A 23,902-nucleotide genomic window follows, 5' to 3' on the forward strand; every position below is an offset into this window, starting at 1 on the left:
GGAGAAATAGATATGACATTCGAATTCGAGAAGGAACTCAAGGTCACGGAGACGAACATTCCGGGTTTGTTGGTGTTTGATCTGCCGGTGCATGGGGATAATCGTGGCTGGTTCAAGGAGAACTGGCAGCGTGCGAAGATGCTCAGGCTGGGTTTGCCGGATTTCGGTCCGGTGCAGAACAACATCAGCTTCAATGCGACCAAGGGCGTGACCAGGGGCATTCACGCTGAGCCGTGGGACAAGTACATCTCGATCGCGGCGGGTGAGATCTTCGGCGCGTGGGTGGACCTGCGTCCGGGCGAGAGTTTCGGTCAGGTTTATACGACCCGTTTGGACCCGTCGAAGGCGATTTACGTGCCGCGTGGCGTGGGCAACAGCTTCCAGGCTTTGCGGGATGGGACGGTGTACACGTATCTGGTGAACGCGCACTGGTCGTTGGAGCAGAAGAAGACGTACACGTTCGTGAACCTCGCGGACCCGGAGCTGGACATCCACTGGCCGATCCCGCTGGAGGAGTCCGAGAGGAGCGAGGCGGACCTGCATCACCCGATGCTCAGGGATGCGAAACCGATGGCGCCGAAGCGCACGTTGGTGACGGGTTGCAACGGCCAGTTGGGCCATGCGATCCGTGCCTACGCGGAGGCGCATGGTTTGGAGGGCTTCGAGTATACGGATATCGACGAGTTCGACTTCTCCGACCCGGCCGCGTATGACCGGTATGACTGGAGCCTGTATGGGACGATCATCAACGCGGGCGCCTACACGGCCGTGGACAGGGCCGAGACCGCGGAGGGCCGTCCCATCGCGTGGAAGGCGAACGCCCAGGGACCGGCGCTGCTCGCCAGGGTCGCCAGGGAGCATCACATCACACTGGTGCATGTGAGTTCGGATTACGTGTTCGACGGCACGTGCGAGGAGCATACGGAGGCTGAGGCGTTCGCCCCGCTGGGCGTGTACGGGCAGTCGAAGGCCGCCGGTGATATCGCGGTGTCGAACGCGCCGGAGCATTACATCCTGCGCTCGAGTTGGGTGATCGGTGAGGGACATAACTTCGTCAAGACCATGATGGCCCTGAGCAACCGTGTCGCGGACCCGGAGGATGGTCTCGACCAGGTGACGGTGGTGGACGACCAGTACGGTCGCCTCACGTTCACGAAGGATATGGCGGAGGCGATCTTCCACCTGCTCGACAGCCACGCCTCGTACGGCACGTACAACCTGACCGGCTCCGGCACCGTCAAGAGCTGGGCGGATATCGCCCGTGAAGTGTTCGACCTGACCAACCACAACGGCGACAAGGTCAAGCCCATCTCGACGGCCGAGTATTTCGCGAACGCGAAGAACCCCGTCAGCCCACGTCCCACGCATTCCGCGCTCGACCTGACCAAGATCAGCCAAACCGGATACACACCCGCCAACTGGGAAGAAACACTCACAACATACGTATACCTAAATCGGTAATAATTAACATGATCATCAGCAAATAGTAGGTCACCTAATTGCATGCAAGCAAACAGTACATATTAGTCAAATAAGGACAACCAAAAGTGAAAAAATTACTAGTAACCGCCTCAACATTCCCACGTTGGGCAAACGATACAGAACCAAGATTTATTTATGATTTATGCATACAGCTTAAAAAATATTATGAAGTCACCGTTTTAGTCCCAGCAGCCCCCCATGCAAAGACCATAGAAAAAATGGAAGGCATAACCGTTAAGCGCTTCCAATATTTTCCAATAGCCTCATTGCAAACACTGGTCTACCCAGGCGCTATCGTTCCAAGAATTAAAGAAAAGAAGATACGAGCATTATTGGTTCCTTTTCTTTTTATTTCACAGTACTTCGCAACGAGGCATGAAATAAAGCAATGCGATGCGGTATTAGTTAACTGGTTTATACCGCAGGGAATCACGCAGTCGTTTCTCCGAAAGAAAAAACCTTATATAATCGTCGGTCATGGCGGAGATGTAACCTCACTGAACATCTTCCCTTTTAAGCAACTCAAACAGCGCGCAATAAATTCAGCCAAAGCAATAATTACTGTCTCGGATGATTTAAGAACAACCCTTCGTTCAAAGTATAAGCATACCGAAAATATACATGTAATTCCAATGGGAGTCAATACAGATTTCTTTAATCCAATTTATCGAGATGAGGCTATAAGACAAAAAACCAAAAAACCAATTATTTTATTCGTCGCACGTTTAGTTGAAAAAAAAGGATGCCGATACCTACTCGCTGCCATGCAGGGATTAGAGGCAAAAGTTCTAATTGCAGGAGACGGACCAGAAAGAGATTATCTCCAAAAACAGGCCCGAAGCATGAATCTTGATTGTGAATTTCTTGGGCCACAAAATAAGTATCAACTTAGAAAGCTGTATGCATCCTGCGACATATTTGTGGCTCCATCGGTGATTGCCTCAGACGGGGATAAAGATGGATTACCAGTTTCAATACTTGAAGCTATGGCATCCGGGGCTCCCATAGTTGCTTCTAACATAGCAGGCATCGCTCAAGCCGTTGTCGATGGGACCAATGGCTACCTCACGCAGCCAAAGGATATCGAAGCAATTCATAACGCTATTAACGACCTCATAAATAATGTCGAAAAAAGAACGTTATACGCAAAAAACTCAATCAAACTTGTTGCCAAATTCGACTTCAAAAAAATCGGAAAAGAATACAGCGATTTAATTAATACACAAATTCAATAATCAAATAATCGACTAGGCGGGCACCGATATTTATCGGTGCCCGCCTAGTCGATTATCCAAGCGCCGCTAATCCAACCGGCTGCAACAGGAACGGTTGCAGCAGTCCATCCCATACAAGTAGCATGGAAAATCCAACACAGAAGAGGGTTCCAAAATACGACATAGTATACTGTTTATTATCTTTAGAAATAATGAACCATCGTTGTAGAACCCAGCAAAGAGAATATATAATAATTAATACTGCGCATAAATAGTATCTGCTTTGCAGACCACCGGTATACCCATTAACATAAAAAGCATTCAACGCCATATTGAATTGATACACCATAGTAATCACTATGGCCACCATTCCCTTAAATAACACGCCAGCAAAAGCATCTCGGCTGGATCGTCTCGTAAACAGAATCGCAAATGGAATAAGCCACAACAACGTAAGCGCTATCGTGCCAACGGTAAAGGACGTCACACCCGTACGAGGAACCTCATCTTGCCAAGGCATACTCCACCAAGTACGAAGAAATTGTGTAATATAATAGTCAAGATATTGCAGAATATTCCAATCATATCGTTCCTCTATTGAGGAATAGAATGTGGAACTAATATATCCCGTTGGATTTAACTTTTGATAACTAGGTTGCACGCTATGGTAGCGAAGAATGATTGTCATATAATAGGCAATCGGCAAAATCAGAATGGATGAGGAAAACCATAATGAGCGTTTACGTAAAACCGCTCTCGCCTGTCGATCCATCACAATAGAAATCAACGTAAATAGACATACCAACGAAACAATCATACCGGCCGTCAATTTAGTGAGTAATGTGCTTGAGATCCCAAACATAATCAACAAGAAAGTACGCCAATCATATTTACGCTCGATAAGGCGCAGGATTCCCCAGATTGTAACCGTCACAGTCAGCAAGCATAATGAATCGTTATTTACACCTGCTGAAACTTGAACCATATTAGGACATGCAACTAATCCCAGAGCAGCAACGAGATGCAAAATCGGAATATGCGGCATACGAGAATACAGCAGATATGCACATAGCATAAGCCCCAAAAGCAGTATGGCCAAACTAGTTAAACGCAACCAGCCTAAATGATAGGTAACCGAGGAGTCTGATACCTGCATACCAGGCACGAGACACATGATCAGGTAGTATAGCGGCGGATGACCAAGTTGATTGAACCCAACCGGAGCATTCAAATCGGCATACCCTTTAAAAACCGTTCCGTATAAACCCATATGTGCAAAATCTGGGACCAATTGTAAATGGATTTTTTCCCATGCCACATATGATAAATGAGCAATTTCATCGGGTGAACTCGACCATTTGAAAATATATAACAAACCTTGGCCCAAGGCGGTAACTAAGGCAGCAACATAATTAAAGACAATGAGAATTGTCCTATGTGAAGATGCACCATCTATTACTACATTTAGACTCGTTAATATTAAGAACGCGAACAGAATTGTTATAATAGATACACGGCTACGCAACGGGGCATTCATTTCCCACACACGCCACGCACCCATACATGTGAGCGCAACGACTATAACTCCACTCAGGAACCATCGTTGTGGAATCGTTGAGAAGACTGACTTTCGTAATACAACGATAGCCACTATCGTCAATTCAAGCATCAGCAAAACCAGACGGAAGGGATTCAGCATCTTCCATCCTCTTACCATGTTTTGCATTTCATGTTGATTCAATACAAAAGAAACAGCATTAGCTTCAACATTGATTTTAATATCATTCGCTAAAATGCGATGAACGGTCCACCAATGTCGTCCCTGAGAATTAACCTCACCATCGACACGGATAATACTTGCGCTGCCGATATCCGAAAAACGGAAACGAATTGTTTCGGCCTTATAGGTAAGAGGATCTGGATGATACGACGCATATCGGGTTGTTATCGTCAATCTTTGCGTTTTAGATTCGATAACACCATCCCTCATCCCAGCAACAACCACACCTGATGCTTCAGAGGATAGATTCCGATCAAAGACAACTGTAATTGTCTGATTCATGGGAGGCAAAGGTATAGCTATGATTGCCAATAATACTGCGATCGCGATAATGATTGTACTAACTATCGGTTTTTTTCTTAAGCTTCTAGATACCTTGACTGTCATCCTCAAACCATCATTTAACGGCAAATTATTCTCTTTAGACATAGAATTCTCTATTCACCTTCATATATGCATGGGAATATTTATAGTCAATATAGAATATGAGCGAAATAGATAGAATAAAACCAAATGCAGGCTTACCTCTATTTATTAAATGAAATCGAGTATCACAAAAAAAATTAATTGCCGTGTCACTTCAATCAAGTTTGACGCGACACGGCAACAGAATAACCTAACGAAAACTATCAGGCAACATGGGCATATGCACGGAAGGCAATACCTTCATCACGCCAGCCATGAGTCATCATGGTTTTCTTTTCTTCGGAATTGGTAACCAGCATATGCTGACCTGCATTCGGATTATAGAGACGGTACACGGATACACTTCCCTTATAAGGCGCTTGGAAGGTGCCCTCTGAAGACCAACCTAAACTCACCAAATACGAAGTTTCAGCTGCGTCGGAAGTGTATAGATAATCATCATTTTTATTATTATGCAAGCGTGTAATAGTCTGCCCATCCGGTATACCTTTAGGTTCAACGGAGAAGGTAGACCCCTCACTTTTCCAACCGGCCCAACTTTGATTCAATACGGAAGCTTCGTTTTTGTTGGTGGTGAAAAGATGTCCGCCATCCTGCGCATTGTACAGACGATATACAGGCATAGATTTGCTTGCTTCTTCTGCATCGACAGAGAACGCCTGGTCAAGAAAATCAAGATACTTTATCTGTGCAATAATATTTTGACAGAAAACATTAAATGAGCTATGCGGTCCATCATCCGGATACCACGAATAGACACTCTTCGCACCAACTTCACGAAGTTTCTGTTCCATGAAAATGGTTTGCTGATATGCTACAATGCGATCATTTTTCCCATGCAACAACAATATGGGAGCGGCATCCGCATTCGCATAAGTAAGGGGACTCGCCTCTTCTGCCTGCTTATATGTATATCCTTTTCCAAGGAGTAGGTTCTTGGCGTATGAGGCATCAGCTGTATCAGCGGCGTATTCGCCCCATTTGCTGACATCCGATATACCGAAATCACTAATCACGGCTTGCACGTTACTGGACACGGAACCATTGCCATCGGACGAATTGACAAATTTATCATCTGTCGTCACATCCATCATCATTGCAAGATGAGCACCGGCAGATTCTCCGAAAACAGCGATTCTCTCTCTGTCAATACCGTACGTATCGGCATTTGCACGTAAGAAGCGAATCGCCGATTTGCAGTCATTTATCTGGGCCGGCCACGCAGCTTCAGTGGTCAGCCTGTAATCTATGGAAGCGACCATATATCCCTGCTGCAGAAAAATGTTCACTAGAGGCATTCTCTCGGCAAGGGATTTGTCCCCATGCACCCACGACCCGCCATGAATGAATACAACTACAGGATGAGTCTCGTTGGTATCCTTGGAGCCCCACCCCCTCAAACTGTATAAGTCTAATTTCTGCGTTTGAGAGGAGGACCAAGGAGCCATATATGGGATATCGGTCTGCACCTGCATTTGCTCTTGAACTTGAATGTCATCGGCATTAGCCACACCAATCGGGCCAAACACCAATGTAATACTCATCGCCATTATCAACACGATAATCAGACTTAACAAACGACGTAATCTCGCTGAGAGAATACCACTCATAGTTCCACCTCTACCTTAAGTCAAAGTCATACAACACTATACGACCCACCGAATACTGTTCAGAACCCAGTGGTCAAGTGCGCCCGTCAAAGGACAACATCCTGTTTCATAAACGGAAAACAATTACGTGGTCTCTCCTCGGTCACCGCCGGCCACGTACGAGACGTCCGACTATTTTCAACATTTCTCGTCGCCGAGAACCGATTGGCATAATGGGATCCACAATCCTACGAATCGGATTACTCGCCCCAACAGCACGTTCGTGAGTCGGTACCTTCTTGCCGTGCTTGGAAGAAGGAGCCACGTTGCCATTCAACTTCGCCAACAACCGCTCATAGAACGGCGTCTTACGCGCGTAACGCCAATAGATGCTGCCGAACTCGCATTCCGGGTCGGTCCACGGCTTGATGAAACCGGCGTAGTGAATGATCTTCGGATGTTCGCGCGACTTGAGATAGGCGTCATACATGGCACTGGGAGCCTGGCTGAAGATGCGCCCCACGCGGTTCTCCAGGTTATGCACCACATTCCATTCCCACGGCAGGTACAACACCTTGCCCTCGCAGCGCATGTTGAGCACGTCCTGGTCGTTGTAGATGAGGTTCGGGTCAGAGGCGTACTGCAGCCACTGCTTGATGGTGTACCGCGCACGCATGGCCTTGGTGTTGAGCACCAGCACGCCGGCTTGGAAGTAGGCGTACGGGTCCTTCATATGCAGCGTGTCCTTCGAGTACTTCATGCGCACACCGTCGGCCATGTTGAGATTGCCCAGGTAATCGATGTCATGCACGGCCGCAAGCAGGTTGTCACCCAAATTGGTGTCGTACAGCTCGGCGATATCGCCGTTAATCACGATGTCCGAATCCAGATACAGTACCTTGTCATAGAAAGGCAGCAGTTCCTGGATAAGGAACCGGTAGTAGGTCTCCACGCTGATGTGCGCGTTGCTGGTGGTCAGGTTGTAACCAGCCACCTCGCGGTCCACGTTCTTGAATCGAAGCGACATGTTCGGGAACCGGCTGGTGAAGAACTGGCGCAGACGTTCCTGACGATCCCATTCGATGTTGCGTTGCAGGACCACCACATCGTAATAGCGTTCCTTGGAAGCATTGGACATCGCCGAATACATGGTGGTCGCCAGCTGGGAAACATAGTTATTGTCTGCGGCGAACACCACCGGCACGGGCTTGGGCAGCACGCCGGTCGGGTTCCACAGCGGCTTGAGCGTGTCCTCCGGCTCCGGGTTGGTGAAGTGCACGCACTGCAGCTCACGGGTCTTCCAGTTGGCACCGATGCGCTTGTGGTGCATCAGATAGATGTTGAGCAGCCGCTCGGACAGATGCCCCGGCGTGCGCACGGCTTCCTTGCTGTAATGCGTCATATCGGTCTGGCGCTCAAACTCTTCCAGAATCGGGAACAGCCAAGCACAGTAATCGAAGAACACCTGCTTCTTCATGATGAACATGTTGCAGAAGCAGGAACGATTGCCGTTAAGGAACGTATCCGCGTCTTCCTTATAGTCGGGATGCATACGGCACAGGATCTGATAGCAACGTTTCAGGTCATCGTCGATGAGCGACGGAGCGGCATGCCACAGAGCTTTTGGCGTACCGAGGCCATCAATCACCTTGCGTAGGTCCTGCCAACGGGTGGTGATGACGTCGTATCCCTTGACGGTGCGAGCGATGGTCCTGTCATCCAGCCCGTATTCCTTCACGGCTTGGGCGTCGATGTAATCGTCCATGACTTCGCCGTACGGATTCTCCTTATGCTCGGTTGCGGAGAAATCGAAGTACCGGCGGTAATGACAGAAGCCATAGTACTCCGCATCCACGTTCTTCCACGCCCAGTACTGCGTGGTCAGTTCGCAATACATGGGGTTCTTGGCGGAGATATTCTCGCCCTCGTCATCCTGGAAAGCCCACGGGAAACGGTAGGAGCCCGGCTTGAGACCGACCTGTACCGGTTGCAGGATGGTGCTCTTGGGCTTGTCCACATCCTTATGCGTGGTCACGAAAATGCGGATGGGCTGGTCCTCGTATTGCTGCTTCTCCTTGGCCCTGTCCAGGTCGGAGAGCAGTTCCTCGGCTCGGGTGCGCACCAAGGCGTAACGGTAGATGTCGGAATGATTGCCGTCCTCCGGCGTCAACGATTCGGCGATGGTCTTCCAGTGAGTAAGATGCTCCGCATTCTGCTTGCTGTCGCCCTTCTTGGAAGTGCTGAGCGTCCACGTCAGATCGCGCACATGACGCCAGATCTCACGAGCCGCGACGGCATTGCCGAACACCCGAGCCATGGCCTGGGCCGCATCGGCCTTATCGTCCTCCGAGACGCGCACACGCCAATCGTTGGACAGCAGTTCCGCGGCCTTGAATTCGAAACCTTGCAGGCAGTCGGTGAGTTTCAGTTCCGGATGCACGGCCACGAACTCTTCGGTAGCGGTAAAGCATGCCTTGAATTGCTCACAGAATCGCGCGAACTTTTCGACAGTAATGGCGTTGGTTCCGGTCACGCCACGGCCATAGTGGTAACGGTATCCCCGGCATTGCTTGGCGCTGCGATACGAGGAGGCCAGAGCTGAAATCACGAAGCATTCATAACCATCCTCCGCCCGCTCCAACCGGGTGCTGGTCATCTGGTCGAATGCGCGCTTGAGCAAAGCGGTTCGGTATACACGCTGGGTAACGCGCCAGTCGACCTGGTATCCGCGGGTTTCGCTGTAAATATTCTGGATAATGTTGCCATATTGGCTATCCGTGGTTGGGGCATTGTTGAACCGCTCGAAGGCTTGGCACTCGTCATCAAGAATACCATTTTCTCCGATAACAGTCAGCCCGAAATGAAGAATGTCGGTGGAATCAGCGGCGAGATTAGCGTACAGCTCCTCGCACATAGTGGGTTCCAGATCGTCATCACCGTCCAGGAAGAACGCATAATCACCCTGCGCCGCGGCGACCCCGGTTTTACGGGCCAAGTGCAGTCCGCTATTTTCCTGATGCGTGATAATGCGGATTCGGCTATCCTTCTTGGCGGCTTGGGCTAGGATTGCCGGCGTCCCATCGGTGCTGGCATCATCCACCACCACGATGTCGATGTCCTGAAGGGTCTGGGCCCGCACACTGTCAAGACAGGACTGGATATACGGTTCCACGTTATAAGCCGCGATGATGACTGAGATCTTAGGCATGATTCCTCAATTCCTGGGTAGTTGCGGACAGTGTATCGAAAGCGCCGGAAAGCCTTGTGTTTCCGGAACGGTGCGTATCGGTGTGGCGATATTTATTGCACGAGGGCATGTAACCGAGACAGAATGCGCCGACCAAGAGAACGTTTGACGGTATCTTCCGGATGCGTGATTAGGCCTGAATCCAGGAGATGCTGCCATGCTATCGATTTCAAGCCGAGATAATGGGCGTTATCGGCAGAGCCTTTATCCTGCTGCTCGATAGATTCTGCCCATGCAAGGTATCGTAGGGCTTGTTGCTCGTCCCACTGCGCCTTAGCGCCAGTTCTGTCCTCTGAAACCAGAAATGCATATGCGTAATCTCGCACGTACCGATACAGCTCGCCGCATATCGTATCCGCCGACCAGTATTGCAGAGCTTTCCTCAGACCCTCATCTTTAGCGAGCTCAGGAAGGTTATCCTGCCATTCGTTCATCGTATGCTCAATAAGACGGTCCCTTACGTCGCTGATTCGTGCACTCCAGTCATCACGGGAAATCGTTGCACGATGAGCGTCTACGAAATCCTTGATAAGACCAAGCGCTTTGGCATCACGTTCGGCGAGTACGGAAAACGCATCAAGCGTAAGCTGTGTTCCTAGAGTCTCGCCACGCCCCAGATGGTAGATATACCAAGGCGAATCAGGGATTGCCTCGTATGTCTGGGCCAGCGAATCGAGAATGAAGCACATGTACAGATCGTCAGAAAGCAGCAGTCGGGTATCCGCTGCCATAGCGTAGGCACGTCGCGCCAGTTCGCCTCGGAACATCTTATGGTGCACATGCCAATCGAAGCCATGCTCTTGGACGAATTGCGTAGCGAGAATCGAATCACCATGCAACGCACGAGGCGTGGGTGTCAGAAAGCCGGTCATGCCGCGAGCCGCTTCCCGAGCGGCATCGGTGGCGGCAGCCACGCGAACGCCGTAATGATAGATGTCAGCCGGATGGCCCGTTGCGTAATCGTATAGACGCCGGAGGGTATCGGGGGCCAGTTCGTCATCCTGATCGACCAAGAGTACATAGTCGCCACGTGAAGCTTCCACGCCGGTACGGCGAGCAGCCAGTGTGCCGGAGTTGCGGTCGTGCCGCAGCGCAATGACGCGAGGATCCTCTTCGGCCAATTTCTGCATGGTGGCATACGTATCGTCGGTGCTGGCGTCATCGACGATGATGACTTCCAAATCCGTGAATGACTGTGCGGTGATGCTGCGCACGCACTCAGGCAGATACCTGCTGTTGTTGTATGCGGGGATTATGGCGGAAAAGACGGGCATGCATCCTCTTTGCTTGGCGCGGCTTGTACTATTGCCTATTAGTTTAGACATTGGCATGCTCTCAGGCAGGAAGGAACGCATGAAAGGCATTATCCTAGCCGGTGGGTCGGGAACGAGATTGTATCCGCTGACTTCCGTGACGTCCAAGCAGCTGCTTCCCGTGTACGACAAACCGATGATTTATTACCCGCTGTCCACACTGATGTTGGCCGGTATCCGTGACATTCTTATCATCTCCACGCCCCATGATCTGCCGAACTTCGAGCGCCTTCTTGGCGATGGGTCGCGGTTCGGTCTGAATCTGAGCTATAAGGTGCAACCTTCCCCGGATGGCTTGGCCCAGGCATTCCTATTGGGTGAGGAATTCATCGTTGGCGACTCCTGCGCGCTGGTTTTGGGCGACAACATCTTTTATGGCAATGGCTTATCCAAACAGCTCAAGGAAGCCGTACGGTTCGCAGAACAAGGTGAATCCAGCGTGTTTGGCTACTATGTAGATGATCCTGAACGATTCGGCGTCATCGAATTCGATGAACAGGGCAGGGCGGTCTCCATCGAGGAGAAACCCGCGCAGCCCAAGACGAATTATGCGGTCACCGGCCTGTATTTCTACGACAATCGCGTGGTCGACTTCGCTAAGCAGGTTCGCCCGTCCGCGCGAGGCGAACTGGAAATCACCGATTTGAACCGCATGTATCTCGAAGATGGCACACTGCGGGTCACCACGCTGGGCCGTGGATACGCCTGGCTGGATACAGGGACCATGGAGTCGTTGTATGAAGCGGCCGAGTTCGTCCGTTCAGTCGAGCGCTCGCAGAGTCTGCCGATTTCAGTTCCTGAGGAAATCGCCTACGAACATGGATGGATTGACAAGGTTGCTTTGCTCGAAGCGGCGAAGGCCTATGGAAAGTCCAATTATGGCAGGCATCTGCAACAAGTCGCAGATGAGAAGATTCTGCTGAATAGGAGAAGTCGTTGATCACGGTACACCCCATTCGATTTTGTCGCGGCGATGGCAGCGGCTATCTAGAACTGGCAGTCAGTGGCGTTCCTTTCGGCGAGGAAGGACTGTACCAAGCATTCGCCAGTATTCCTGCAAACGACGGAATAATCCCGTGCTCATTGTATTGGCCGGATGCGGTGGAAGGCATGTGGAGCGAAGCCCCAGAACGGCGGGCCGTGTTAGTGTTCCCGCTGTTGGATAAGACACATCTCACATTGCATATTGCCACGTCCCAACAGCCAGAGCATGCTCTGTACTCCTATACAATGAGTGCTCTGTCATCTAAAGTTCGGTCGCGTTTGGCCTATCACATGCATGCAAACGATGCATACCGCATTCGCGATATCGATAAGCGACTGCGTTCCGCCAACGGCCGTGCCGAAGTAACAGGTATCTATGCTGATGGCAAAGGTGGACGCATTGTGCGACTGGGCATTTCGCTGCCTTATCGCCCGAATGTACGATATCAGGTTGTCGCCATCGATGATGCAGGAAACCGATTGGACTGCAATCCGCTGGTGCTTGAGGATGCTGCCATCCCATCTTCTAAGGATCGACAAGTCACAGTACGTCGCCTGACTTTTTCCGTGCCAATCGGAGCCTATCGGGGAACCGTCTGTCTGTATGCGCAGGCATCCGACAATAAGTATGATGGCGCTTTTGTCTGTCTGCTGCCCCCGATGTCTGATCGGATTTTCAATGATTGTGGCACCGAACTTTGCCATGCATCCCTGGATTCAGGCTATGACGCATGGTTCCGTCAGCAACGGGCTACTTCGCTCGATGTGTGCGATCAACGCACTGTCATCAATCAATGGGAGGACACCCCTCTCATCAGTATCGTGTGCGTGGTGTTCCGCACGCCGGCGCAATATCTGCAGGAGCTACTTCACTCAATTTTGTCGCAATCTTATGAGCACTTCGAACTTATTCTGGTGAACGTAAGTGGAACATATCCAGAAGTTGATTCCATCCTTGACGGCATCGCTGACCCCCGCATTACCGTCATCGCGGCGCCTAACAAGAGCATTCCGGAAAATACCAATCTCGGCATCGCACACAGTCACGGAGACTATATCGCTTTTGTGGATCACGATGATGTCATCGAGCCGGACACGTTATACCGATACGTTTCCGAAATCCGCAATCATCCAGATGCGGACATGCTGTATTGCGACGAGGACAAGATCAACGAAAACGGCCGTTATGAATGGCCTGTCTTCAAGCCGGCGTTCAATCGCGATCTGCTGTATTCGTACAATTACATCACCCATATGCTAATGATCAGTCGCACCGTACTCGACCAGGTCGAATTGTCTCCCTCAGATGTATCCGGCGCACAGGATTACGACCTGACTTTAAAATGCTCCGAGCATGCGCGCGCCATTCATAATGTGCCGCATATGCTATATCACTGGCGTGAGCATGAAGGATCTACCAGTAAAAATGCCGGTAGTAAACCTTATGCCGTCGAAGCTGGGCGTATTGCATTGCAACAGCATTTTAATCGAATGGCGATTCCGGCCAAGGTTGAGATTCTGGAGTATATGTTCCGCTATCGTCCACAATATGCATTTGAGAAAACCCCCAAGGTCAGTATCATTATTCCCACTAAGGATCATATTGACCTGTTGTCCGTCTGTCTGCAATCGGTGTTCGAAAAAACCGAATACGGTAATTACGAGATAATCATTGCAGAGAACAACAGTACGGAACCTGAAACTTTCGCGTACTACGATAATTTGGAACAGTCCCACGACAATCTCCATGTGGTACGTTGGCCAGGAGTAGGTTTCAACTATTCGGCGATATGCAATTACGGTGCTCAGCATGCATCGGGAGATATTCTGTTGTTCCTGAATAACGATACCGAAGTCATCGCACCTCACTGGCTGAATTCGATGGTGGGGTTTTTCGTGCGTCCTGAGGTGGGAATCGTAGGCGCAAAGCTGCTCTATAAAGATGGCTTGGTGCAGCATGGCGGTGTCTGGGTATCTCCAGGCGGTTGCGATTACATCAATCAACGTTGTGCCGCTGATGAGCTCGGTTATATGGAGACGCTGCAGCATCCGTTTGATTGCGCGGCCATTACCGGCGCTTGCCAAATGATTCGTCGGTCTGTGTTCGATCTTATTCATGGCTTTGATGAAAGCCTTGACGTAGTGCTTAACGACGTTGATCTCTGCCTGAAGAATAACGAAGCGGGATATCTCACAGTATTTAATCCTGATGCACTGCTGTATCACAATGAATACAGTAGCCGCGGCCATGATGAGCAAAATCCTGATAAAGCCGCGCGAGCCATCGATGAGCAGATGAGATTTTATGCCCGATGGAGCAAAAAGCTATTGCTTGACCGAGGACGATATCTTAATAGGAATCTTGATCAATACAATGGCCACTTCAAAATTGCTCATGTATAAGTGCTGAGATGCCGAGGGGGATAAGAATTTAAATTCTTATCCCCCTCGGCATCTCAGCACTTACTGGTCATTTATTCAATGACATTCCAAGCGGTTCCTTCGTCACGCCATCCGGCCTTGACATCATTATCCGCCTCTTGCTTATCAGTGGTGTAGAAGTGCTCACCGCTGTGCGGATTGTACAAACGGTACAGCAGAACCTTGGCATCATTGGAAGCGTAGAAGCCAATACCTTCGTCATGCCAGCCATCATTCACGGCATTATTGAATTCATCCTTGTCCAGGGTGTAGAAATGAGAGCCATCGTGCGGGTTATAGGCACGATAAACAGGTTCGCCCTTCGAAGTAGTCACAAAGGCCTTGCCTTCATCGCGCCAACCTGCAGCTATGAGGTTCTGACGCTCTTGCTCACTGGCCGTGTAATGGTGGGATCCGGCACGTCGTTCATACGGATTGAACAAGCGATACACAGTCACGTACTTCACCAGCTTCTCGTGCGCGTTGTGCAGTTCGTTGTACAGGTCGTTGAGGTTCTCCTGCTTGGCGAGCAACGCGACGCCCGCGGCCTTGTCCGTGGAGTTCAGGGCGTCCTTCTGCACACCACTGACCTTCTTGGCGAACGCGGCGAACGCGGTCTTGTATGCCTTGAGGGAGTCCTCGGTGTAGCTCTTCGGGTCGGTCAGTTCGCCGCGGCCTGCTTGCAGGGTCGTGTCCACGATCGGATCACCCCATTCGTCGTACAGCTTCTCGGCGGTCTGCTCGGCCGGGCTGGCCTCGCCCACGGTCACGGGTGTCCACCCCTGCAGCTTGCCCTCACTATCGGTCAGTGCGATCTTGTGATCGCCGTTGGCCACGGTCTTGGGGATGTAGACGTCGACGTAGTACTGCTTGGCCGAATCAGTGGCCTTCTCATCCTTCAGGACCTCAAGGTATGGAGCGCCGGACGGATCAATCAATGCGGTGGGCGTGGAATAGATGTAGCCATACCAGATGCACGGATCAGATGCGTTCGCGTCAAGCTGCGCCTTGCAGACCTCGGACAAGTTCTTGACGTACAGGCGGTATACGGAATCCTGCTTCGCGTTACCGGACTGTGGGGTCACGTCGTTCTTTGAGGAACCAAGCACGTCCACCTCGCCCGGAGCCTTCGGCTCAGCCGTGGTCGTGAAGCCGGGAATCTCCACAGCGATTGAGCCCGGACCCACATTGCCGTAGTCCCGCATGGAATCGACGTTATTCGTGCCGTCCGTATACTCCACATAGGCGCCGACGGTCAATCCGTGCATATCAACGGCGGTCGTCTTCCCGGATTGACCTGGATTGTCATAAGCCCAATCAACAAGGTTATCCACTGCTTCACTGGTGGGATGCTGGATATTGCGATTACCATAGAAATGATTGGGTTCGAGTCCCAGCAGCGTCATGCTGAACGTTCCGCTGGTAGGACGCTTCTCAGTGTCCCAGGCATCAGGATAGAAACGGGTCCAGCTATGACCGGTGACATCGAAACTGACCCCATCGACTCCATTATCGAGCGGAATGTTGGTGGTATGTTCGCCGAACAGACGCTCATAGTCGGCCTGTGTAACATCCGGGTCGCTGATGCCTTCGCACTTGCCGGACCATCCGAATCCCGAGGAGGCACCATTGAAAGGCACGTTCTTGGGGTTGTTCCATGTGATGGAGCTATAGTCCCATAGATATGCAATGGGGCAGATTGACTTGATCTGATCCTTGTATGACGGATCAACGGTGTAACCGACTTTCAGACCCGCCGAATGCGCGCCTACGTCTTCGATCTTCACATCGGTGATTTTCACCGCAGTGAACCGCTTGATATCAGCTTCGGCAGCAACGCTAGGCGAAGCCTGCGTCGCGTCCTGCGGCATGCTTATGTCGCCTTCATCTGCGTTGGCAACAGCTCCGCCGGTAAACAGCATGCCGACCGCCGCCAGCAGTGTAGCGATTTTGCCTAATCTTCTCATCCAAGAACTCCCTTCGTTCTCGATTTGGACGGTATCCGGCAGCCATCCAGTAATTACTAAGATTACCTTCAGATGGTGATTAATCATTAATGACATCCACGTTGAGATGTCTCGTAAACATGAATTTTTGGTTTCTCGACTATGAGCAATCTCTAACTTGAGCCCTGTGACGGTGTCAGTCGCCTACAACTGGGAACTGCCGGTATGCCGATGACGTCTTCGGACGTCATCGGCATATGCATTTCGAGAGGCCATGCGAAAGTCTGTGGTAGATGTCCGACACACGGCTTCCCAGGAACCTTTCCATAGGGGAACGGGAGGAAACATGAAGAATACGATGAAGTCCAAGCTGTTCATGGGAACAGCCGCGAGCATCGCCACTCTGGCAATGCTCGCCACCGGCGGCATGACCGCGAACGCCGCCGAAACCTATCCGTCGGACGCCACCCAGCCCGATTTGGTCAATCTGCTTGCCGACTATGACAACTACTACCAGCCGTCCAACTCGTTCGACAAGAACGACCCCAGCACGTTCGGCAAGGGCGTGGTGAAGAACGCCAGCGTTCTGAAGAACGATGACGCGATGACCCAGAACATCAACAACACGGCCGCCAAGGCCGACGATCAGGGTGATGGCACCACCACGCCGGCCAAGCAACAGCAGCGCGCGCTCATCGATTCCGATTACCGGATGGACGAAACCCTGCCGGACTCCCTTGGCCCGGTGCTCGGCCAATACTTCACCGAGGGCCTGAACGACGGTTCCCTGCCGCTGACCAAGTCGCTGCTCGTCGTCGATCACGTCAACCCTGCAAGCGGCTACAACGTGTCCCTGATGTCCGACTACCTCGACACCAGCGTCGCCAAGGTCACGTTCAACCATCCGCGTCCGTTCGTGGATCGCACGAACGCCGGCTACGTGGCCGCTGGCCTTGACAAGTCCGTGAACATCGTGCGCGTCCCCGTCTGGACCAGCGCCGACGGCACCAAACACGATGCCGGTTACGATGGCTTCCTGACCTCCGGTTCCTTCCCGTCCGGCCACACCACCTACGCCTACTCCGGCGGCATCGCGCTGGCCACCCTCGTTCCCCAACTCGGACCTGAAATCGTGACCCGCGCCTCCGAGGCCGGCAACAACCGCATCGTGCTGGGCGTGCATTACCCGCTCGACATCATGGGCGGCCGTATCGACGGCGAAGCCAGCAACACCGCCCGTTGGTCCGACGCCCAGTTCCGCTCCTCGAAGCTGATTCCGGCCTACAACGAGCTGCAGAACTACCTCGCCGCCAAGTGCGTTGCCGACAAGCACGCCAGCGAGCACGCCAACAACTACGACACCGTGCAGGAGTGCGTGGACAACCTCGGCGCCAATGCCGACAAGGGCTACACCAACAACTTCGTCGACGCGGTCTCCAAGAAGCCGGTCAGCGACCGTCAGTCCGCCATCGACGTGTACACCAACCGCCTGACCTACAACTTCACCCAGACCGGCAAGGCCGGACAGGACCCGGTCGTGCCGGAAGGCGCCGAGAACCTGCTGTACACCACCTTCCCGACCCTGACCGCCGACCAGCGTCGTCAGGTGCTCGCCGCTTCCGAAATCGACTCCGGCTACCCGCTGGATGCCTCCTCCGAAGGCTACCAGCGTCTGAACCTCGCCAAGGCCTACAGCGCCAAGGTGACCGTGGCCGCCGATGGCAAGCTCACCAACATCGAGTTCGGCCAGCCCGAGGCTTCCGTCGTGTCCGATCCGAACAGCAAGACCGTGCCGGTTTACCGTGCGTACAACCCGAACTCCGGCCTGCACCACTACACCACCAGCGCCGATGAGATCGCCTCTCTGGTGCGTCAGGGTTGGAACTATGAAGGCGTTGCCTTCCAGTCCGCCAAGGCCGATGCCAAGAACCCGGACATCAAGCCCGTCTACCGTGAGTACAACCCGAACAACGGCACCCACAACTGGACCGTGAGCAAGAAGGAACACAATGACCTGGTCAAGGCCGGCTGGAAGGACGAATCCGCCAAGGATCCGGCCTGGTACGCCGACTCCAAGGGCACCGTGGACGTCTACCGTCTGTACAACCCGAACTCCGGCGAGCACGTGTACACCACCAGCAAGGACGAGTACAACAACGTCGGCAAGGCCGGCTGGCATCAGGAGAACATCGCTTGGCAGGGTTCCGCCGCCGAGTGATTCATCAAATGATTTAAGTTAGAGTTTTTAATTAGCTCTGTTAAACCAAAATTGACATGAATCCCACCAGACTACCCCTCAGTCGGCTTCGCCGACAGCTCCCCTGACAAGGGGAGCCAAGAATAAGGGGCATGCCAATCCTGGTTTAACAGAGTTTTTAATTTCTCTTTCATATGGATGGAGGGTCTATGCCGCAATGGCATAGACCCTCCATCCATATGAAACATGCTCGGCCGGTACGCCAATCGACTCAACCGATACAAGTGTCCTTAAACAACTTGTTGCCTGTACGAGACCCCACTTACCAGTACACATATAGGTCAATCACGATGTATAAGGTTTTCGGGATAAATAATCACGAATAAACCAGTTTATAATGTCCATCCAATGGGTCGAGATTTCGGTTTATGTATTTTCCGGATTTGATGTTGTGGTTCCATTTCAGGAAGAAACGGGAATACTCCTCAATTGAACGCCGCGCCTTCACCGGATCCAACTCATCACGGCCACGGCTTGCGTGTTCATTGTGATGGAGCATCGCCTGCGGGTTGAAAACAGTCAAATATCCAGCCTGTCCTGCCTTCAAGCACAAATCGACATCGTTGAGCGTCACCTCGAGGGATTCGTCGAATCCGCCGATTTGGTCGAATACCGATCTACGAATCATCTGGCAGGCTCCCGTGACTGCGGCACAATCCATCGGGTAACGCAAGGTTTCCAGATAGCCGCCGTCATTCATGGACAGCATATTGCCTACATATCCGACGTGATCGCGGGCGACCCACACACCGCCATGCTGTACCAGCCCGTCACTGTATACCATCTTCGCTCCAACGATACCGACCTCGGGACGTGCGAAGAAACCGCTCATGGAACGCAGCCAATCGTCGTTCATCACTTGGGTGTCGTTGTTGAGGAACAATATCAAATCGCCGTCGCTGTGCGATGCCCCATAGTTGCAGATGGCGGAGTAATTGAACCCCTGTCCCGGCCACGTGACGACGTGGACTTGCTCATGCTCACGTTGAATCCGTTCGTAAAAGTCGAAGGTTCGACGCTCGGTGCTGTTGTTCTCAACCAGCGTCACATCGTAGGTCAATGACGTATCATCGTTTGCGTCCAAGGATGCGAACACGGACTCCAGGCAACGGCCCAGCAAGTCGGTGTGGTCCTTGGTCGGAATGACGATGCTTACCTTGACTGGTTTGTCATGGACGTACTCGGTGCGGTACCGGAACGGCAATTCCGACTCGTGGACCTTAGCGGTGATTCCCGTACGACGGAAATGCCGGTCCAGTGCCCGCAGTCCAGCCCCCTCCGCATAGGGTTTGCTGCCCGGATTGACGCTGGTCGAGTTCTGATGGACCCTCCAGTGATACAGCACATATGGAATCGCGTGGATGGACCGTGCGACTTCAGCCACTTTCAAAGTCAGATCGTAATCCTGGGCGCCGGAAACATCCGCAGGCGAAAGTTCCACTTGTCGAAGCGCATGACGACTCACCATCAGCATATGGCAGATGTAGTTCGAGGACAGCAGCATATCGGCGTTGTACTGCGGCTTGAACACGGGATTACGGTATTCGCCATCGATAAGCTGATCCTCATCGCAGTACATCAGATCGGTCTGCGGATCGGCGTTAATCTGCGCAACATATCGGTATAATGCATCAGGCTCGATGACGTCGTCATGATCCACGAACGCGACGTAATCGCCTGACGCGACATCCAGACCGGCATTGGTGTTTTCAGCGATGCTCCTGTTGACCACCGCGATGCTTTTGATACGTGCATCATCATACTTGCTCAGCACGGACTTGATGGAGCCCGTGGAATCCCCGGCGTTGACCAGAATGAGCTCGAAATGCGGATATGACTGTGCAAGGACAGAATCCAACAGTGCATGCAGATACTCCTCAGGAGTCTCGTACAACACCACAAGGATGCTGATCAAAGGGCGTAATTCCCAACCGGAGCACAATGCACGCTGTCGTTTGACGTCCGCATCGGTCGATCGGTGATAATCCAGCCAGGATCCGTATCCTTGGTCATGCATGACGTTCTTCGTTTCGTCCAGAGCATGATTCACCAACTGATGGTATCTGAACGGCAGCACCTCATCGAAGTTACCTTCACGATAGTCGGCAGCATCGCCTTCACAGACAGACTGTTCAGCCCATATGCAGAGCATATCGATGGCGGCATCCATGATGACCGCGTAGGTAATATCGTGCAGAAGGCTGTTGCTATCCCTGCGATCAGGGATCACGCAGTCCTCAAGGACCATTGGCTCCAGCGGAATGTGGTTTCCCGAGGCATCGCATGCCTTGAGCGAATACGGTCGTTCGTCCTCTTCATAGGGGAACGAGACATGGATACGCCATGACACCTTTTCAGGCGTGACTGGATAGATACCGGTCACGTTTACGGTAGGTCGTCCGGAGGAATGACGGTGCTCGATGTCCCTGATTCTGTAAGCATCCTGGTCATGGAAACGGTATGTCAGCCGGGAACGTATCTTCGTCTCTAATGGTTTGAACGTGAAGGAGAATGCCGCCTTCCCGGTGCCGATGTCGTATACATTGACGAACAAATCGGCGCCGTCAAGCAGCGGAAGCACGACTACGAAAACGTACGGTAATTCATCGGCTGCAGGATCCCCTCCGTTGGCACGTACGGCCGCCGCATAATCCTCGCCCGGCATTGACAGCGGGTACAGCTGGCAGGGCACTGTAACCCGTCCCTCAGCCTCTGCCGAAGCGCGAAGCGATACAGCCGGGACAGCACTCCGAATCAGTACATATCCCTTGCCGTCGCCGCGGCACAGCGTTTTAATCACGAAATCAGCATTCATAACGTATCCGCCCATTTCGGCTTATGCCTGTGAATCGTCCTTGTGGAATCGGGAGACGGCTTTAGCGCCTTCGATGGGCATGAAGGCCATGGAGTAGTTGTTGATGAGCGCGAAGTTATCGGCACCCTTCGGGTCGTTGACCACGAAATCACAGGAATTGTCGTCGTTGCTGAACCCAATCATCTCCACCCGCTCAGGATGTGCTTTTTCATAGGTATGCAACGAAGCGATGATGCGGAACTGCCCATTATCGAACAGATGCATGGGCACAGCAAAGCGCACCTTATGACGTCCGTACTCAAACAGGTCGAAGTTCTCGGCAAAGGAGACACCGCCGCGTCTGGTGTCATGCATGGAGACCGCCATGTAGAACGGCGTGCCGGGCTCGTCGAACTCGTATTCGACATCGAAGAGGAAGTCATCGTCGATTTTGCTGGTGGGATCGCCCACGGGACGCACGTTCAGCACGGGGACACGTGCGCTCAATCCGGTAGGATACTCGGACACCGGCTCGTCCTTCTTGACCTCCACCACCTTCTTGGCCTTGAGGTTCTCCAGCGTGTATCGGTCCGCCACATCGTTCTTGTTGCCGCTGACGATGATTTCGCCGTCCTTGACGAGAATCGCCTTGTTGCAGTACTTCTTCACCGCGTCCATCGAGTGCGTCACCAGGATGACCGTTTTGGTCGGGTCCTTCTTGATGTCGGCGAAGAAGTTGTCGCATTTGCGCTGGAACGCCTCGTCGCCGACGGCGAGCACCTCATCGAGCACCAGAATATCGCCCTGCGCCTTGATTGCGACCGAGAACGCGAGACGCACCTGCATACCGGACGAGTAGTTCTTGAGCTTCTGATCCATGAAGTCGCCGAGCTCCGCGAAGTCGACAATGTCGTCGTACATCGCGTCGATTTCCTCACGACTGAAACCGAGCAGCGCGCCGTTCAGGTACACGTTCTCACGACCGGTCAACTCCGGGTTGAATCCCACACCGAGCTCGATGAACGGCACCAGCTTGCCTTTGACGGTCACGCGGCCCTTCTCGGGCACGTAGATCTGCGAGATGATCTTGAGCAACGTGGATTTGCCGGATCCGTTGCGTCCGACGATGCCGAAGAAGTCGCCCTGACGAACCTCGAAATTGATGTCGCGCAGCACCTTTTGCTCGGTGTAGCCCTTGATGCCGCGTGTCCAGTTGAGGAACGCCATTTTGAGTCCCGTGGCCTGTTCGGTGGGCAGACGGAACGACTTGGCGACGTGCTCGACCTTGAGCACGACCGGACGGGCGTCATTCGTCTTGTCGACTTCGGTCATATTGGTGTCGGTCACGTTCGCCTCACTTTTCGCACTCATCATGGAACCACCCATATCACAGCACCTCCGCGAACTTCGCGCTGTACTTGCGGAACACGTGGATACCAAGCCACAGCACGATCACAGACAGCACATACGGCAGCAGGCACAGCAGCGGATTATCGACCATCGACCAGACCGTTGGCACGTACTCGGGCGAGAGCAGGTTGTGACGGATGTCCATGATGGTCTGTGTGGTCGGGACCAGCATGAGGATGTTGGCCGCCCAACCATAGCCCTTGTCGGCGACCATCGAGATCGGATAGATGATAGGCGTCGCATAGAACATCGCCTGCAGCAGCACTTCCCAGATATGCCCGATGTCGCGGAAGTACACGTAGAGCGACCCGAGCAGCAGCGCCACGCCGAGCGAGATCGCGTACAGCTGGACGATGCTCGGGATGACCAGCAGCACGCGCCAGGTGTAGTGGGCGTGCGCGAACGTGCCGAACAGAATCACCACGCACAGGTTGATTGCCAGCGAAATCATCGAGCCCATCGTGGTGGACGCAACGATGATGTAGTTCGGGAAGTGAATCTTGCGCAGCAAATCACCGCGATCGACGATAGCCCGCATGCCCATGCTCGTCGACTCGGAGAAGAACTGCCACAGGCAGGTACCGCACAACAGGGAAATCGGGAACGTCGGCGTGCCATCGGAGAACTTCAGGAACTTCACGAACACCACGTACATGACGGCGAACAACATCAGCGGCTGCAGCACCGACCACAGCACGCCAAGGAAGGAGCCTTGGTAGCGCAGCTGGAAGTTGGTCTTCACCAGCTCCCGGAACACGATCAGTGCGTAGCGGTACCTCTCCTGGAGGCTCTTGACTAGGTTCTTCACAAACGTTCCATTCTATCCTATGCGAAGCATGTAGGGGCGACCCCGCTGCCATTCCTTCAGCATTCTCATATTCTAAAACCTCTAATGTATTTGTCGAGTCAGTACGACGTGCCTCACGTTTTTTGAGCGCGAAATGGGTAGTGGTGCCTCACCTGGAGTGAGCGCGAAACCGGGTTGGTCTGTTTGGCTTGTCGTATGGAAGACAGGATCAGCATGGCGACGAAGCGGCAG

At 52.6% G+C, this 23,902-nt stretch carries 13 protein-coding genes; 5 read left to right on the forward strand and 8 right to left on the reverse strand.

The genetic code is table 11. The features are described 5' to 3' along the window. Positions 1-12 precede the first annotated feature (12 nt). Positions 13-1,461: a sugar nucleotide-binding protein gene (locus JS536_RS05430; protein WP_214356092.1), complete on the forward strand. Its 1,449-nt coding sequence runs from the start codon at positions 13-15 to the stop codon at positions 1,459-1,461. An 86-nt stretch (positions 1,462-1,547) separates the two neighbouring features. After that, a complete protein-coding gene (locus JS536_RS12025; protein WP_214356093.1) occupies positions 1,548-2,717 on the forward strand; it encodes a glycosyltransferase in 1,170 nt (389 codons plus the stop codon). Between the two features lie 52 nt (positions 2,718-2,769). Here the strand turns inward: JS536_RS12025 and JS536_RS05440 are convergent, their stop codons facing one another. From JS536_RS05440 to JS536_RS05455, 4 genes are all read right to left on the reverse strand, one after another. After that, entirely contained in the window at positions 2,770-4,905 is a 2,136-nt protein-coding gene (locus JS536_RS05440) for a glycosyltransferase family 39 protein (protein WP_214356094.1), read from the reverse strand. A 200-nt stretch (positions 4,906-5,105) separates the two neighbouring features. Beyond that, on the reverse strand, positions 5,106-6,512 hold the full coding sequence (locus JS536_RS05445; RefSeq protein WP_214356095.1) for an alpha/beta hydrolase fold domain-containing protein: 1,407 nt from the start codon (positions 6,510-6,512) through the stop codon (positions 5,106-5,108). Positions 6,513-6,654: 142 nt separating this feature from the next. After that, on the reverse strand, positions 6,655-9,699 hold the full coding sequence (locus JS536_RS05450; protein ID WP_214356096.1) for a DUF4422 domain-containing protein: 3,045 nt from the start codon (positions 9,697-9,699) through the stop codon (positions 6,655-6,657). A gap of 92 nt (positions 9,700-9,791) precedes the next feature. Then, a complete protein-coding gene (locus JS536_RS05455; protein WP_214356097.1) occupies positions 9,792-11,012 on the reverse strand; it encodes a glycosyltransferase family 2 protein in 1,221 nt (406 codons plus the stop codon). Positions 11,013-11,091: 79 nt separating this feature from the next. Here JS536_RS05455 and rfbA point away from each other — a divergent pair, with 79 nt between their 5' ends. Beyond that, positions 11,092-11,991, forward strand: coding sequence for a glucose-1-phosphate thymidylyltransferase RfbA (gene rfbA / locus JS536_RS05460; RefSeq protein ID WP_214356098.1), 900 nt, complete (start codon positions 11,092-11,094; stop codon positions 11,989-11,991). Further along, the gene (locus JS536_RS05465; protein WP_214356099.1) at positions 11,988-14,438 is read left to right on the forward strand and encodes a glycosyltransferase; all 2,451 of its coding nucleotides are present in this window, start codon (positions 11,988-11,990) and stop codon (positions 14,436-14,438) included. Before rfbA ends, JS536_RS05465 begins: the two co-directional genes overlap by 4 nt. A gap of 71 nt (positions 14,439-14,509) precedes the next feature. Here JS536_RS05465 and JS536_RS05470 read toward each other — a convergent pair whose 3' ends face one another. Further along, positions 14,510-16,510 carry a hypothetical protein gene (locus JS536_RS05470; protein ID WP_214356100.1) on the reverse strand — a complete coding sequence of 667 codons (2,001 nt, stop codon included), beginning with the start codon at positions 16,508-16,510 and terminating at the stop codon, positions 14,510-14,512. 238 nt (positions 16,511-16,748) lie between these two features. Here JS536_RS05470 and JS536_RS05475 point away from each other — a divergent pair, with 238 nt between their 5' ends. After that, positions 16,749-18,620 carry a phosphatase PAP2 family protein gene (locus JS536_RS05475; protein ID WP_214356101.1) on the forward strand — a complete coding sequence of 624 codons (1,872 nt, stop codon included), beginning with the start codon at positions 16,749-16,751 and terminating at the stop codon, positions 18,618-18,620. A 355-nt stretch (positions 18,621-18,975) separates the two neighbouring features. On the opposite strand, the gene JS536_RS05480 is transcribed toward JS536_RS05475, so the two are convergent. Genes JS536_RS05480 through JS536_RS05490 form a run of 3 tightly spaced genes read right to left on the reverse strand, consistent with a single transcriptional unit; the run spans position 18,976 to position 23,671 of the window. Beyond that, positions 18,976-21,474, reverse strand: coding sequence for a glycosyltransferase family 2 protein (locus JS536_RS05480; RefSeq protein WP_214356102.1), 2,499 nt, complete (start codon positions 21,472-21,474; stop codon positions 18,976-18,978). A gap of 21 nt (positions 21,475-21,495) precedes the next feature. Continuing rightward, complete coding sequence (locus JS536_RS05485; protein WP_240544272.1) at positions 21,496-22,785, reverse strand: ABC transporter ATP-binding protein; 1,290 nt, start codon at positions 22,783-22,785, stop codon at positions 21,496-21,498. A gap of 55 nt (positions 22,786-22,840) precedes the next feature. Beyond that, positions 22,841-23,671 (reverse strand): ABC transporter permease, encoded by an 831-nt coding sequence (locus JS536_RS05490; RefSeq protein WP_214356103.1) that lies wholly within the window; start codon positions 23,669-23,671, stop codon positions 22,841-22,843. Between the last annotated feature and the right edge of the window lie 231 nt (positions 23,672-23,902).

The sequence above is a fragment of the Bifidobacterium sp. SO4 genome (assembly GCF_018555355.1).
Taxonomy (GTDB): domain Bacteria; phylum Actinomycetota; class Actinomycetes; order Actinomycetales; family Bifidobacteriaceae; genus Bifidobacterium; species Bifidobacterium miconisargentati.

Excerpts from the sequence above, each read along its gene's own strand:
- JS536_RS05485 (WP_240544272.1), bottom strand. The coding sequence starts at position 22,785 with ATGACCGAAGTCGACAAGACGAATGACGCCCGTCCGGTCGTGCTCAAG.
- JS536_RS05430 (WP_214356092.1), top strand. The coding sequence starts at position 13 with ATGACATTCGAATTCGAGAAGGAACTCAAGGTCACGGAGACGAACATT.
- JS536_RS05470 (WP_214356100.1), bottom strand. The coding sequence starts at position 16,510 with ATGATTAATCACCATCTGAAGGTAATCTTAGTAATTACTGGATGGCTG.
- JS536_RS05455 (WP_214356097.1), bottom strand. The coding sequence starts at position 11,012 with ATGCCCGTCTTTTCCGCCATAATCCCCGCATACAACAACAGCAGGTAT.
- JS536_RS05475 (WP_214356101.1), top strand. The coding sequence starts at position 16,749 with ATGAAGAATACGATGAAGTCCAAGCTGTTCATGGGAACAGCCGCGAGC.
- JS536_RS05480 (WP_214356102.1), bottom strand. The coding sequence starts at position 21,474 with ATGAATGCTGATTTCGTGATTAAAACGCTGTGCCGCGGCGACGGCAAG.
- JS536_RS05440 (WP_214356094.1), bottom strand. The coding sequence starts at position 4,905 with ATGTCTAAAGAGAATAATTTGCCGTTAAATGATGGTTTGAGGATGACA.
- JS536_RS05450 (WP_214356096.1), bottom strand. The coding sequence starts at position 9,699 with ATGCCTAAGATCTCAGTCATCATCGCGGCTTATAACGTGGAACCGTAT.
- rfbA (WP_214356098.1), top strand. The coding sequence starts at position 11,092 with ATGAAAGGCATTATCCTAGCCGGTGGGTCGGGAACGAGATTGTATCCG.
- JS536_RS05445 (WP_214356095.1), bottom strand. The coding sequence starts at position 6,512 with ATGAGTGGTATTCTCTCAGCGAGATTACGTCGTTTGTTAAGTCTGATT.